Raw genomic sequence first — 14,226 nt, forward strand, 5'->3', positions numbered from 1 at the left:
CTTTTTAAAAAATACTGAGATCCCACTCTTTGGCGAGTTTCTTCAGCATCATGACACCGGTAATACTATTTCCACAATCGTCAATGGCAGGACCATAAATGCCGATACCGCAGCCTGTTTGAAACGGAAATTCTCTTCTTGCGCTTGGCGGAACGCAAGCCATGATTCCTCCAGACACACCACTTTTGGCTGGAACGCCTACGAAAGCAGCAAAATTACCAGACGCATTGTACATGCCGCATGTCAGCATCAATGCCTTTGTTAGTCTTGCGATATCTTTTGGGATGACTTGGACTTGTTTAAAGGGATGGTAGCCATCACTTGAAATAATCAGTCCAATCAAGGCGATGTCCTCTGTTGTAACCTCAATGGAACATTGCTTTAAATACACTTCTAACGTGTCCTCGACATCTGATTCTAAGTAATTGGTTTCTTTTAAATAATAAGCAAGTGCCCGGTTGCGGTGTGCAGTTGCCCATTCTGATTGATAAACCTCTTCATTAACAGAAGGACGCTTACCTATTAAGTTTTCGATTAAATCGAAAATATATGCTAGCTTTTCTGTAGAAGTCTTTCCAGGAAGGATGGAGGATACGGTAATAGCTCCAGCATTAATCATTGGATTAAAGGGCTTCCCTGGTTTATGCATCTCAAGGCGGTAGATGGAATTAAATGCATCACCAGTTGGCTCTACATCTACCCGATCCAAGACGTACGGAACGCCTCTTCCTAAACAGGCAGCTATAAAGCTGATGACTTTTGAGATACTTTGCAGGGTAAAGGGAACGTCCCAATCACCATAACGTACAGATGATCCATCTGGGCCTATCACGCTGATACCAAGTTGAGAGGAATTTACTTTTCCGAGTGCTGGAATGTAGCCAGCGTTCTGCCCGTTTTTGTAATACGGACGTATTTCTTCTGCCCATTGATCTACAGAAGACTGGCATGCGTGTTGTGTATTATTAGAAATTGCTGTTTTCATACGATTCCTCCAATCAAAAATCAAAAAGTACCCTATTGAATTGGCGGATGACAAAAAATGCGATCAAATAGGCACGAAAACATGTTACACATCTTCAAAGAACTTGTCATGCGCTGCTTGTACCACTCCTTTACACCTAAATATATGTTCAAATGAAGGCTTTGGCGGCGAAACAACAAAAAGGGTTTTTAGTGAAAATTCAGAAAACGCTTACATATAGTTTCACTAAAATTGTTCATTCAATTTATCTTGGAAACTACACAATCTGACGAAAATCTACAGAAAAACTTACAAATAAAAATCAGTCTGCATGTAATTGTCTAAACAATTCCCATTATTGTAGACAATCTCCAAATCGTAGAATAGCTGAAAGGTCACCATGCCTTCTCGGAGAATAGTCATAAAAAATGATTTTGAAGAGAGAAGTAGCCGTGAAAATAATTTTTTTGCTCATTGTGAAGCAAAGAGTCTCCTTGTATACTGTGGCTATGTAAACAGGGGAAGGGATGTCAGTCATTTGAGTTTAAACCAGCTTGTCAAAAAAGACGCATTTATTTTGATTTTTATGATCGTCATTGTGCCGCTTGCGGGAGAGCTGAAGTTTTATCCTGTGAATGAAACATTTCGTATTAGTTTTGGGGCACCTGCGTTTTTCTTTTGCTTATTACTTTTAAGAAAATCAAGACCATTGCTGCCAGGGTTTTTAACAGGCGCAGCCATTGTCCTATTTCGGGTAGGTTTAGATCTTATTCAGCAAAAAGCTGATCTGGCTCTGTCATTTTATCAGCAGTTTCCGAGCTTCTTTTTTTACTTTACATATGCTTTTCTTTTCTTTGTTGTCCGTACAGGCCGTTTCAAGCAGCGTTCCATTTTTATTGGGCTGATCGGACTGATGATTGAACTGCTGGCTGATTTTGTTGAGCTGTTTGTACAATTTTTAGTGTTTGATACAACCATGACTTTCTCAAAGCTGAGTGATATGATCCTCATTGCATTTGCTCACAGCTTCGTGGTCATCAGCTTTTTTAATATGATGAGGCTGTATGAGGCACAATCAAGAGAGAAACAAATCATGAAGCAAAATGAGCATATGATGATGGTCATTTCAAATTTATATGAGGAAACAGTTCATTTAAAGAAAACGTTAAATCATACAGAGCACATAACGCAAGAATCCTATCGGCTCTATCGTCTGCTGAATGAACATGAGGCAGGAAAGAAAGTGAGTCAGGAGCTGCTGAAGCTTGCAGGGGAAATACATGAAGTCAAAAAGGACAATCAGCGTATTTACGCTGGGCTTTCAAAGCTGATTTCAAAGGAAAATATGCAAGATTATATGAGGGCAGAGGATCTTGTTCAAATCGTGATTCGCATTCAAGAGAAATATGCGCTATCTCTCGGGAAGAACATTTCCTTTACATCTGATATAAAAGGCATTCACTTGCATGAGTATCATGTGTTCATTTTCTTATCGCTGATTAATAATTTAATGGCAAATGCAGTTGAAGCAATCAAGGATGATGGAGCCATCTCACTCGTATTAAAAGGGAGTCATGATAAAATAGAGATTCGGGTCGAGGATGATGGACCGGGTATTCCTGAGAAATTGAGAGAGATTGTATTTGATCCTGGATATACCTCAAAATTTGATGCTTATGGAACACCGTCAACTGGGATTGGCTTATCCTATGTGAGAGAGCTGGTTCAAGAGCTGGACGGTCAAATCCAGATTGAGCAGAAAGAAACGAAAGGAACAGCTTTTCAGCTTGTCCTTCCGATAAAAAATTTAATACAGAGAGGGTGAGTGTATGCGATTTTTCATTGCAGATGATGATCGTGCAATACGCTCGATTTTAGGTCAGATCATTGAGGATGAGGATCTAGGAGAGGTCGTGGATGAAGCTGATGACGGCATTGGATTAGAAGCGCATTCATTGAACCTGAAAAAAGTAGACATCCTTCTGATTGATCTTTTAATGCCAGCTAGAGACGGCATTCAAACCATACGTCATATTCACCCTGAATTCAAAGGCAAGGTCATCATGATATCTCAAGTAGAAGCAAAAGAGATGATGGCAGAAGCCTATGAACTTGGAATTGAATATTATATTCATAAACCCGTCAATCGAATTGAGATTGTCAGTGTCATTCGAAAGGTCATGGAGCGGATCAAGCTGGAAAAATCAATTTACGATATTCAAGCTTCTCTTCGGCATGTGCTGCCATTAGAGCCAGTGATTTCTCATGAGACAGGTACTGGATCAAAGCGAAGAACGATGAAAGAGGCAGGGGAATTCCTCCTATCTGAATTAGGAATTGTCGGAGAGAGTGGCTCTAAGGATTTACTAGAGATATTGATCTACTTACATGAAACGCAGACAGCCAATTCTCATGAGGTGAATTTTCCGCCATTAAAGCAGCTATTTATCAAAACGGCGGAACGAAAGCTTGGTCGTGGTGCGGCGGATGTGGAAGTGATGCGGGAAGTGAAAGCAGCAGAGCAGCGAATTAGACGAGCCATCCATCATTCCTTAAATCATTTCGCATCACTTGGGCTCACAGATTTTTCAAATCCTAAATTTGAGCACTATGCGTCGAAGTTTTTTGATTTCACTGATGTCAGCCAAAGGATGAAAGAAATGCAGAAGACTTCTTCATCTGCAGGGTCAACAGGCAGAGTCAATACGAAAAAGTTCGTGCAAATCTTTTATTTTGAAGCAAAGCAGCTATTCGAAGGGATGAGCTGAGGGAAATCTATTGGAATGATTGGAGAAAATAAACAGAGACAGAGTGCTTTTGACTATGAGCCGCCTTGCTCTTTTAGACGTCTTTGTTATTTATCTGATCATTCTGATTTTTCTTTTTTCTTGAAAATAAAACTCTCCTGTGCAATCGTTTGTTAAAATAGTGAGGTTAGACTAGAATGTCGGAGGTTTTATTTTGGGAAAAATTAAACGAAATGCACTCTGCCCATGCGGTAGCGGAAAAAAATATAAACATTGCTGTGGTCAAAAGTCAGGCGGAGAACAAACGTCTGAGCTTGTGTTTAAGGAAGCTGTACAAGTTCAAAAGGATTTAATGAATTATGCGTTCTCTAAGCATCAGAGAGCGATCAATCAATTCATTAATGAGTTTTCTTTCCTAGCAGATATGGATAAAGAAACGCAACAAATCTCAGTCTTTCATTTGAGTGTATGGGGCATTTTCTTCCGCCCATTAACAGATAAGAAAGAGACCATCTTCCAAGAATTCCTGACAAAAAAAGCAGAAGATATTACCCGTCCTAAAACAAGACAAGTGGTTGAATCTTGGACAGACATGGAGCCATCTTTGCTTTTATTAAATGAAAAAACGGACGAGTCTCTTTACTTTGAGAATATGGTGACAGCTGAGAAGGTTGAAGTTGATGTGAAGCCGGATCAAACCGTGCTGCCAGAGAAAGGTAGTCTTGTTCTAGGTTTCCCTGTTCAGTTTGAAGAAAAAGCAGAGTTTTTCATTCAATATACGATGTTCGCGAAAGAGTTTACTGATACGCTTCTTCTTCAGGTTCGCCAGCTCGTTGAAGCACATGAGGCAAACGGAGGAGCACGTAGTACATTTATGAGAGAAGCCTTCCCTGAAGTGCTGAAGTGTATGTTTGCGAAGCAAGAAGTTGAAGAAACAGAAGCGCCTGCTCAAACAGAAGGAAGTACAGTAGGACTATCAGCAGATCGGATGGACTGGGCTAGTGACGCTCAGCTGGAAACAGCCAAGCTGATTGAAGACGGGATGAAAGAGCACGGTGACCAAAGCCTGACAGATGGCGCTTTAACAGTTTGGAAAGCTTACTGTGATCAGAAAGCACCTGTGATCCGTAAAGCGGCGTCATTTGCTGCTGGAATCGAATATTATATTCATTCACTTGCAAGCGATGCCCCGCTTTCTCAAGCACAAGTTGCTAAAAAGTATGGTATTAGTGCGTCCACTGTATCGAGCCGATTTAAAGACATTGAAAAAGCGGTCAAAGAAGAGCAAGAGACGACTTTATCATAGCATGAAAAAAGACGCGGCACCTTTCAAGGAGCCAGCGTCTTTTTTTCATCATCTTGTTTTAATAAAACCACTCATGTATTGCTCTGTATTATAATCATTGAGGTCAATTTTCCACTGACCATCTCCGTTACGTTTCATTTTCACTTCATACTCAGCAGGGCTTGAGACTGGAGGAAGCTTTTCAAACTCAGATGCGTACATATTCAAGCTTTTCTTATACAATTCTTCTTTCGAACGGATTTTGCCGTTGTAAAACTCATCTCTTTGTTTGTCTAGTTTGTCTTTTAAGTTAGAAGCATCAATACCGGTTACTTGAGCGACAACCTTCGCTTCGTCATCTGAGATGGTTTTCACACTTGTTTCCACTTTCGCTTTATCCTTCATTGTATTTTGCATGCGTTTGTACATGGATAAAATATCGCGGTCACCGACTTCGTTTCCATATATGCCTGCACTTCTCTTGAAGTCTTTTACAAACATTTCGTGATATTTATTAACGACATCTGATTGATTGTCACCTGTTAATTCTGAGAATTGATCATTCTTTTTGTCAAAAACAATGAGATCTGTATAAGCAGATAGTGCTTTTGCTGGGTTATCTAGCTTTTTCGCTGTATCCAGTATCTTTTCGCCATCTAGTTCAATTTCGATCGAATCGCTGTTTTTCTTGATGCTATCTTGGTACACGAACTGATATTTTTTGCCTTTATCTACTAGGAAATAAAGAGCTCCTGATAGTGATTTCCCTTTGTTCAATGACCCAAGATCAAGGCGGTCTTTACTGCCGTAGAATTTTAAATCAGAGACTTTGGCATCGTCCTGATAAAGGGTGAAATCAGAGTTATATAGTGAAAGGGCTTTGTCACCTTTGTTGGTGATCGTCAGGTTGATTTTTAACACCAATTCATTGTCTCGCAAGGTAGTTGTTGAGTCTTCTGGTAACGTATATTCGTAGCTATTCACTTTTACCTCTGCTGTTTTTGTTGATTTTTGGTCAGCCTTTGTTGATTTTGCTGAGCTCTGGCAGGCTGCAGAGATGATCATCACGAATGAAATCATGAGGAGTGCACTTATTTTTTTAAGATTCACAGTTGATGCTCCTTTGCTTTTCTTTCGTCATTTTCTTCCCGCTATCTGACTGAGAAAAAAGAAACAGATAGAATGGTATATTCGGGTGTTAAAGGGGAAAATCTCCTAATGACGATTTGCACTATTCATTCTATCGAATTTCATTCGTGATGAGGAATAGGTTTTAGTCCCTATCTTTGATAGATTTTTACACAAATACCTATAAAAAACGGAATTTAATAAGTAGAATATACTAGTTAATAAGAATTAATTTATCTATTTATCATGAGTTTTAAATGTTTTGTGTGTAAAAATCTTGAAACGGAGGTAGTTTTCATTTCAAAAGATGTGTTAGGATTCACATCGCAAAACTTTTCGTTTAAGTATATCTTCACATACGAATCTTTTTATTTCAAAGCGTCCACCTTCAGATTGATTTTCAGAGAGCAGAATACTTGAATGTTGAAAATGATTCATGGGAAAATAAGGATGATTAAGCAGATAAGGGAGATGAGCTTTTGAAAAAAGTAACGCTTGGACGAACTGATTTACAGGTGAATCCGATAGGGCTTGGAACAAATGCAGTGGGTGGCCATAATTTATTCCCGAATCTGAGTGAAGATGCAGGGCGGGAGCTAGTAGAAACTGCTCTTGATCATGGTGTCAATTTCTTAGATTCTGCTTTTATTTATGGGCTGGGCCGTTCAGAAGAATTGATTGGTGAGATCATTGCCAAAAGAGGCGGCAGAGACGAACTGGTTCTTGCGACAAAAGGGGCTCATAAAGAAGTAAACGGACAAATCGAACTGGACAATAGCCGTGATTTCTTAAGACAGCAGGTCGAAGACAGCCTGAAGAGGCTCCAAACCGATTATATTGATTTGTACTATATGCATTTCCCAGACGGCCGCACGCCGCTGGATGAAGTGGCCGGTACTTTAAAGGAATTGAAGGATGAGGGGAAAATCCGGGCAATTGGGGCATCAAACCTTGATTTTGAACAGCTTCAAACCTTTAATCGAGATGGATACTTAGACGTGCTTCAATCAGAGTATTCTCTGCTGAAACGTCAGGCCGAGCAAGACCTTCTCCCATACTGCGTAGAGCATGGGATTTCCTTTATCCCTTATTTTCCATTGGCGTCAGGCCTGTTGACTGGGAAGTTTACAAAGGATGCGACATTTGATGATATTCGAGCAAAGGACCCGCTTTTCCAAGGCGATGCTTTCCTTCAAAACCTCGAAAAAGTAGACAAGCTGAAGGCCATTGCGCAATCAAAACATGCCGAAACAGCCCATGTAGCGCTGGCGTGGCTGTTGGCGCAGGATGGCATTGATGCCATTATTCCAGGTGCAAAACGAGCCGAGCAAGTCTTACAAAACTTGAAAACAAACGATGTTCAATTAACAAAAGAAGAAATCAACGAAATCGATCAGATCTTTTCTTAATATAAAAAATAAGGTGCCAAGTAGCACCTTATTTTTTATGCCATTGTGAGAGGAATCTTGATCACGAGCCTCAGGTTTGGAGAACGATACGTAAAATCAAGCGTGCCGTCTGCCTTTTCAACAAGCTGATGAATGATATAAGTACCCATACCTTGATGATCACCGCCTTTTGTCGAGCGGCCAAACGTCTTGAACAGATGATCTAATACGTGTTTTTCCATGCCCTTCGTACTGTTTTCACAATGAATTAAAAAGAGCCCGCTCCGTATGGAAGTCGTGATCGAGATGTTTCCCTCGTTCCCAGCTTGCTTCGCTTCAATGGCGGCATCTAATGCGTTATCAAGCAGGTTGCCAGTAAAACTCACCTGATCCGCTTTAGAAAAAGGAAGAGAAGAAAAGGGTGCTTGAAGATCTAGTGAAAGGGCAATCTCCTCTTTTTCAGCCCGCTGGAAAAAGGAATGAAGGGTGGAGGCCAAATAAGCATTTTCCCCTTTGATCCAAGGGAAATGTTTCACGTATTGCTGAATCAAATCTTTGATCTCATGCTCATCATTCGATGCGGAAAAGGCATTTAAATGTCTAGCTGTTTCATGGTGTTTACTTCGCAGCTCAAGCAGCAAGTCATTGGTTCTCGACTCAGCATGAATCAGCTCTTGAAGCCGTCCATTTAATCGTTGCTCCGTTTGCATCACCTTGAAGGAAAGGAGATCGGCTGTCAAAATGATGATGACAGTTAAAAGATGGCTTAGTCCATTTCCGTGCGTGAGAAAAAGTGAAATGCCTGAACAGGTGATGAGCACAAAAGTGCCTAATATCATGTAACCATTCATACCTAGCCAAAACCTTTTGTAAATGAAAAAGGTGTAAAGGCACATGATGCAAAAGGTCAGAAGCCACACCATGCTTGATGACAAAGGCAGAACAGCTTTAGCAGCAGCTTGAACTGCAAGACCGAGCCAGATGAGCGTATATATGCGAAATCCAAGATAGAAAGCGTTCACGTTCGTTCTCCTTAAAAGTAGTATTTCTTAAAGTATTCTAATTGCTGCTTCGTCATCATGGCTTTTTTATCAGTCCCTTCAAAAGACACGATAAATGAATTTTTGGCATACGCCGAAAAGTTCTTGATGTAATGAATATTGATGATAAACGAGCGGTGGGAGCGGATAAAGTCTTTCTCAGCTAAATCACCTTTTAACTCGTTGAGAGTTTGGTATGTCTGAATATCTCCTGTTGTTGTGACAATGGTCGTCGACCTGCCAGTACGTTCAACAAAGATGACATCCTTTTTTTGCAGTACATGGATATTTGATTGCTGCTTGATGAGAAGCCGTCCGTGAATGCTTTTCTCCTGCTTGGTGGACATGTAGCGCTCTAAGGATTTGGCGATTCGATCAGCTTGATAAGGCTTCATAATATAATCATGGACATTCAAATCAAAGGCATGGACAGCATACCCACTGTTCCCCGTCACAAATACAACATCTACATTCAGTGCATGAGAGTGAATAAGGTCTGCTAATTCATAGCCTGACATGCCAGGCATCTCAATGTCTGCAAACAATAGATCAATGTCGCCCTGTTTGACCTTCTCATATGCCTCCTCCGCTGACTGCGTCACAAAAACGATGTCAACGGCATCCATTCTGCCGACAATGGCATGCAGCTTTTCTAAATCCACTCGGTAATCATCGACAAGACCTACTTTTATCATAAAAATCACCTATGACTCTTCTTATTATTTGTCTATTTTACCATTTGTTTTTTAAAATGGATCATTTCAAGACAGAAAAAGGACGTTTCGCGACATTTTTATGTCAGACAGGCTGTATTTTTTCTATCATAGACGTAGATAGTCGAAAGGGGCGAACCAAATGATTACTCTCAGCGATTGTAGTTGCTGGTTTACAGATAAGAAAAAAGTCGTAAAGGCGATGAAACATATGACATTCTCCGTGAAGGAAGGAGAAGTCGTCGGCATCTTAGGAGAAAATGGAGCGGGGAAAACCACATTATTACGCGCCGTTGCCACATTATTAGAGCCTACGCACGGATCAGTCACTGTCGCAGGCTTTGATACAGTCAAAGAAGCAACTGAAGTGAAGAAGCGAATTGGGGTCTTATTTGGCGGTGAGACGGGACTTTATGACCGTTTGACGGCTCGTGAAAACCTTGAATACTTTGGGAAATTATATGGCTTAGATCAGCATGAAATCAAAGCAAGAATTGAGGATTTAGCAAAGCGATTCGGGATGAGGCAGTACATGGATCGCAAGGTAAAAGGATTTTCAAGAGGGATGAAGCAAAAGGTGGCGATTGCCAGAACATTGATTCATGACCCTGACATTATTTTGTTTGACGAACCGACAACAGGTTTAGATATCACATCGAGTAATATTTTCAGAGAATTTATTCATCAGTTGAAACAGCAAAATAAAACGATTCTATTTTCAAGCCACATCATGGAAGAAGTCAGCCTGCTTTGTGACAGTGTCATGATGATTCATCAAGGAGAGCTCGTGTACAAAGGAACGCTTCCAGAATTATATGCACAGGAACAAAGTGAAGACTTGAATTACATCTTTATGTCGAAGCTCGCAAGGGGGAATGCATAATGTGGAAAACCGTCTTTTTAAAAGAAATGACAGATTCGCTCAGAGACAGGAAAACGTTGCTCTTAACAGTGTTGATCCCTCTTTTGACGATGCTCGGACTCGTGTTTTTCTACGAAAGCATGATCGCTGATCCAGGCGACAAAACGTATACAGTCGCAATCAATGAAAAGCTTCCGTCCGATATGAATGATATGATCAAAGAAGTGAAAAACCTGAAACTTGAAACATTTGATGACCCGCAGCAAGCCGTTAAAGACGGTGAGGCAAATGCTTATCTAGAAATGCCAAAAGATGCAGGCGATATGCTTCAGCATCAAACATCGTTTGCCATTAAAGTCCATGGGTATCCAACAGATGATGATTCCGTGATTGCGGTTCAAATGCTGCAATCATTGCTTGAACAATATCAAAATCAAGTCGTAGAAAAGCGTTTGGCACAGGATCAGATCAAATCGTCAGTGATTCATCCGTTTGAGGTGCAATCGGTTGATGTGCAAGAAGGAGAGGACGGGGATGGAGAAAACGGGGTGACCACCATGCTGCTGTCGATTCTTCTTCCAATGATTTTAGTGACCTCTGTGATCTCAGGTGCTTTGCCAGCTGCGCTTGATATCGTAGCAGGTGAAAAGGATAGAAAGTCAATTGAAGCTTTATTCCTGACACCGGCCAGCAGACTTCAGCTTTTAATTGGAAAATGGCTAGCTGTTTCTATGTTTGGTATATTAAGTGGCATTGTGGCGATTGGTATGCTGCTGCTCTCTACATTGCTCTTTACAGAAAAACTGAAACAAGCGCTGAACTTCGGAGATCAAGTGTGGAGCATCATCGGTGTTATGTTTGCGGCATTAATTATTTTCTCATTCATGGTATCCATGATTGAACTGCTGCTCAGTGTCGTTTCAAGCTCAGTGAAAGAAGCACAATCGTACATGTCCATGATCATTACACTAGGTGTGATTCCGATGTTTTTCACCATGAGAGCAGGCGCTACGCAGCTAGATACGTATTATTTTGCGATCCCATTCCTTAATATTCACGCACTATGCAAGCAATTGATGTTTGGCATTGTTGACCCGATGTCAATTGCCCTGACGCTCGGCTCCTCGGCGCTGACAGTGATGATTTTGTTTGTCATCGTGAGAAGTTTGTTTATGAAAGAGAAATGGATGCTGGCGAAATAGAAAGATCATTTCATTGATAGAAATGAAGAACTTGTAGATTTTTTCTACAAGTTTTTTGTTTTGTATGTTTAAATGAGTGATAAAAATTGGGTCACAATGTGAAGGAGGTTATAGAATAAAAATGCTCAGTCGTGTAAAATTTTACTTAATTTTACTTAAAAGGGGTTTTGTATATGAGTTATCAAGTAGAAGACGATGATGTTTTGGGATTATGTAATATATATGCTCAGCAAACACATCATTTTGAAGCTTTCATTTTAGGGAATAAAAAAGGACTGATAGAATTGAGAAATGCAATTGATAGAGCTTTAGAAACAGGTAGTTCTGTTGCACATTTATTCCCATCTGATTATGAAGGCTATGAAACTTATATTGCTTTAGTAAACGATGAGCAAAGGTTCGAGAAATTAATCACTCCTTATGTAGAGGAATACATGCAAGAAGACGATGCCATTGATCCAATTGACATCATAAAAGAATATGATGCTGAAAAAGGGAATTCCTCTTCATAATATGCTTCCTTTTGTCAGTATAAGCCTTCCCGATAAGGAGATGCGAGAATTGCCAACCGTCTTCAGTTATGGAATCACCTGCTTCATCGCTTTTCTATTAATCACTTTCGTTCTTACCCATAAAAAACTAGAAAAGAAACTTGATCTGACGATTTTGATCATAGTAGCCATCATATTATTGATGGTGAATGTCTTGTGGATATGGGTCACGCTTTTCTTCTTTACTTGTATATATGTTGGAACCAAATATAGACATCAATCGAAAAAAGACTAAAAAAACCCCCGGGAAACGGGGGTTTTTCTTTAGTTCTTGATGAACTTCTCAACCAATGAGCTTGTTTTGTAGTCGTTCAAATCAAGTTTCCATTGGTCGATATCGTTTTTCTTCATGTTCACTTCTACTGTTTCTTCAGAAGATGATGGTCCTAATTTTTTAAATTCATCTGGATAGATAGAAAGTAGATATTTCTGTGCATCATCATAAGATGCTGTACGGTTTTTGCTGTAGAATTCAGTTGCTTTTTCTTTTAAACGATCGACAAGCGGGCTTGCATCAATTGGTGTAAGTGTCACAGTCACAACAGCTTTATCACCGCTGATTGATTTTGTTTTCGTTGATACTTTTGATTTTTCAGCTAATGTTTCTTTTACAGCTTTTAGAAGCTTATCAAGGTTTTCGTCTTTTGCTGAGCTAGATGAAATACCAGAAGAAGAAATATAGCCTTGTTTGAATGATTTATCAAATTCGTTTACGACAGTTGATTTGTTATCACCTGTTAGTTTTTCGAAATCGTCATTTTTCTTGCCAAAAATCATGACATCAATATAAGAAGAAAGGGCTTTTGCAGACGCTTGAAGTGTATCTGCCTTTTTCATCAAGTCTTTTCCTTTAATATCGAATTCTAGTGTTTTGTCATCTTTTTTCGATCCAGTACCAGGCTCTGTGTAAACCAATTGATAGTCTTTTTCTTTATCAACCACAAAGAAAAGACCGCCTTTTGATACTTTACCTGCATTTAGAGAGCTTGAAGATAATACTTCGTTGTAGTCATCAGGAGAGATGGTAGACACCTGAGCGTCATCTTGGTAAAGCGTAAAGTTGCTTTTATCCACATTCAATGGTTCTTTGCTGATGTTTTTTACAGATACATTCACTTTTAGGACATATTGATCATCCTGAACAGATGTATCGTATTGAGGTGGTAAAGTGTACTCAGCACTTTCTACTTTTACTTCAGCTGCATCAAGGGATTTTTTTGTATCGCTTTCTTTCGCAGCAGTTTTGTCTTTTCCACCACTACAAGCAGCAGCGACAACAGTTACACACAAAATCAGAAGAAACAGGGATAATTTCTTTTTAAACATGAGATGTTTTCCTCCTCGGGTTTTATGGTGAATTTCATTGGAAAGCTTTAGTTCATATCGTTCTTTTTGCACAAAAAGAAAAATACTGTATGTTTTTTACTGTAGAATGAAGCGAAAGTACTGTCAATACCTCAGTGCGTTCGAAAGGTTCATCCACTTCAAGTAGTAAAAATGACACTATGTTGAGAGGAGAAATGTGTATTTTATTGTTTGAAATCTCCTGTAAAAACTCAACATTTTATATTTTAAGGTTTTGAGTCGGATTATTGAATAGGTTCAAATGACTGTTTTTGAAGAAGATGTAGCAAATAGAAGGATTTTTATGACTTGTAAATGAGTCGTTAGTAATGAATATTTTTTCCTGTGATGTGTATGATCACTAGGTTTGTGTGTTGTTGACATAGAGACACTTGTCCAGCGAAATGTTGAGGTATTTAGACAGGCTCTCGACACGGAATGTGTCTTTTCCCTTCAAAATGGCAGTCATCTACACAGAAACCCTACATAAAATAAAAGAGAAATGAATGGGAGGTGGATGTATGGCAGTGGTAAGAGCGACAAGCTCTGATATTGATTTAATGGCCAGACTGCTGAGAGCCGAAGCGGAAGGTGAAGGGAAACAAGGGATGCTGCTTGTAGGAAATGTAGGCATCAATCGTTTGCGTGCCAACTGTTCTGACTTTAAAGGGCTGCGTACGATTCCACAAATGATTTATCAGGAGCATGCGTTTGAGGCAGTCACGCATGGCTATTTTTATCAGCGAGCACGAGAAAGTGAAAAGACACTTGCACGGAGGAACATTAATGGTGAACGATTTTGGCCTGCGAAATTCAGCCTTTGGTATTTCAAACCGCCTGGAAATTGTCCATCCACTTGGTACAATCAGCCGTTTGTGGCAAGGTATAAGTCACATTGCTTTTACCAGCCCACAGCTGAAACATGTGAGAATGTTTATAACACCTTTTAGCTTAATGAACAGCACAATCCTTTGTATTCAAGAGGATTGTGTTTTTCTTTTT

At 39.8% G+C, this 14,226-nt stretch carries 13 protein-coding genes; 8 read left to right on the forward strand and 5 right to left on the reverse strand.

Annotated features, from left to right (window positions below; all coding sequences use genetic code 11):
* Nucleotides 1-4: 4 nt before the first annotated feature.
* Entirely contained in the window at nt 5-985 is a 981-nt protein-coding gene (locus tag ACTJJD_RS13400; RefSeq protein WP_008342152.1) for a glutaminase, read from the reverse strand.
* 517 nt (nt 986-1,502) lie between these two features.
* Between ACTJJD_RS13400 and ACTJJD_RS13405 the strand changes: the two genes are divergently transcribed.
* From ACTJJD_RS13405 to ACTJJD_RS13415, 3 genes are all read left to right on the forward strand, one after another.
* On the forward strand, nt 1,503-2,789 hold the full coding sequence (locus ACTJJD_RS13405; protein ID WP_017358607.1) for an ATP-binding protein: 1,287 nt from the start codon (nt 1,503-1,505) through the stop codon (nt 2,787-2,789).
* A 4-nt stretch (nt 2,790-2,793) separates the two neighbouring features.
* Entirely contained in the window at nt 2,794-3,732 is a 939-nt protein-coding gene (locus ACTJJD_RS13410; RefSeq protein ID WP_024719015.1) for a response regulator, read from the forward strand.
* Nucleotides 3,733-3,925: 193 nt separating this feature from the next.
* Nucleotides 3,926-5,017 carry an SEC-C metal-binding domain-containing protein gene (locus tag ACTJJD_RS13415; protein WP_440608524.1) on the forward strand — a complete coding sequence of 364 codons (1,092 nt, stop codon included), beginning with the start codon at nt 3,926-3,928 and terminating at the stop codon, nt 5,015-5,017.
* Nucleotides 5,018-5,065: 48 nt separating this feature from the next.
* On the opposite strand, the gene ACTJJD_RS13420 is transcribed toward ACTJJD_RS13415, so the two are convergent.
* The gene (locus ACTJJD_RS13420) at nt 5,066-6,106 is read right to left on the reverse strand and encodes a DUF4352 domain-containing protein (RefSeq protein WP_440608525.1); all 1,041 of its coding nucleotides are present in this window, start codon (nt 6,104-6,106) and stop codon (nt 5,066-5,068) included.
* A gap of 497 nt (nt 6,107-6,603) precedes the next feature.
* On the opposite strand from ACTJJD_RS13420, the gene ACTJJD_RS13425 reads away from it, so the two are divergent.
* Complete coding sequence (locus ACTJJD_RS13425) at nt 6,604-7,533, forward strand: aldo/keto reductase (RefSeq protein ID WP_007498377.1); 930 nt, start codon at nt 6,604-6,606, stop codon at nt 7,531-7,533.
* A 35-nt stretch (nt 7,534-7,568) separates the two neighbouring features.
* Here the strand turns inward: ACTJJD_RS13425 and ACTJJD_RS13430 are convergent, their stop codons facing one another.
* Both ACTJJD_RS13430 and ACTJJD_RS13435 read right to left on the reverse strand, forming a co-directional pair.
* Nucleotides 7,569-8,534 (reverse strand): sensor histidine kinase, encoded by a 966-nt coding sequence (locus ACTJJD_RS13430; protein WP_440608526.1) that lies wholly within the window; start codon nt 8,532-8,534, stop codon nt 7,569-7,571.
* A gap of 11 nt (nt 8,535-8,545) precedes the next feature.
* The gene (locus ACTJJD_RS13435; RefSeq protein ID WP_135226913.1) at nt 8,546-9,247 is read right to left on the reverse strand and encodes a LytR/AlgR family response regulator transcription factor; all 702 of its coding nucleotides are present in this window, start codon (nt 9,245-9,247) and stop codon (nt 8,546-8,548) included.
* Nucleotides 9,248-9,407: 160 nt separating this feature from the next.
* On the opposite strand from ACTJJD_RS13435, the gene ACTJJD_RS13440 reads away from it, so the two are divergent.
* The 3 genes from ACTJJD_RS13440 (at nt 9,408) to ACTJJD_RS13450 (ending at nt 11,841) form a co-directional block, all read left to right on the forward strand.
* The gene (locus ACTJJD_RS13440; RefSeq protein ID WP_041508193.1) at nt 9,408-10,148 is read left to right on the forward strand and encodes an ATP-binding cassette domain-containing protein; all 741 of its coding nucleotides are present in this window, start codon (nt 9,408-9,410) and stop codon (nt 10,146-10,148) included.
* On the forward strand, nt 10,148-11,329 hold the full coding sequence (locus tag ACTJJD_RS13445; protein ID WP_017358600.1) for an ABC transporter permease: 1,182 nt from the start codon (nt 10,148-10,150) through the stop codon (nt 11,327-11,329). Before ACTJJD_RS13440 ends, ACTJJD_RS13445 begins: the two co-directional genes overlap by 1 nt.
* A gap of 173 nt (nt 11,330-11,502) precedes the next feature.
* Complete coding sequence (locus tag ACTJJD_RS13450; RefSeq protein ID WP_251185521.1) at nt 11,503-11,841, forward strand: hypothetical protein; 339 nt, start codon at nt 11,503-11,505, stop codon at nt 11,839-11,841.
* A gap of 303 nt (nt 11,842-12,144) precedes the next feature.
* Here the strand turns inward: ACTJJD_RS13450 and ACTJJD_RS13455 are convergent, their stop codons facing one another.
* Nucleotides 12,145-13,206, reverse strand: coding sequence for a DUF4352 domain-containing protein (locus ACTJJD_RS13455; RefSeq protein WP_024719008.1), 1,062 nt, complete (start codon nt 13,204-13,206; stop codon nt 12,145-12,147).
* Between the two features lie 539 nt (nt 13,207-13,745).
* Here ACTJJD_RS13455 and ACTJJD_RS13460 point away from each other — a divergent pair.
* Nucleotides 13,746-14,174 (forward strand): cell wall hydrolase, encoded by a 429-nt coding sequence (locus ACTJJD_RS13460; RefSeq protein WP_008342138.1) that lies wholly within the window; start codon nt 13,746-13,748, stop codon nt 14,172-14,174.
* Nucleotides 14,175-14,226 lie beyond the last annotated feature (52 nt).

It is taken from the genome of Bacillus sp. 22446 (genome assembly GCF_052044955.1).
GTDB lineage: Bacteria > Bacillota > Bacilli > Bacillales > Bacillaceae > Bacillus > Bacillus altitudinis.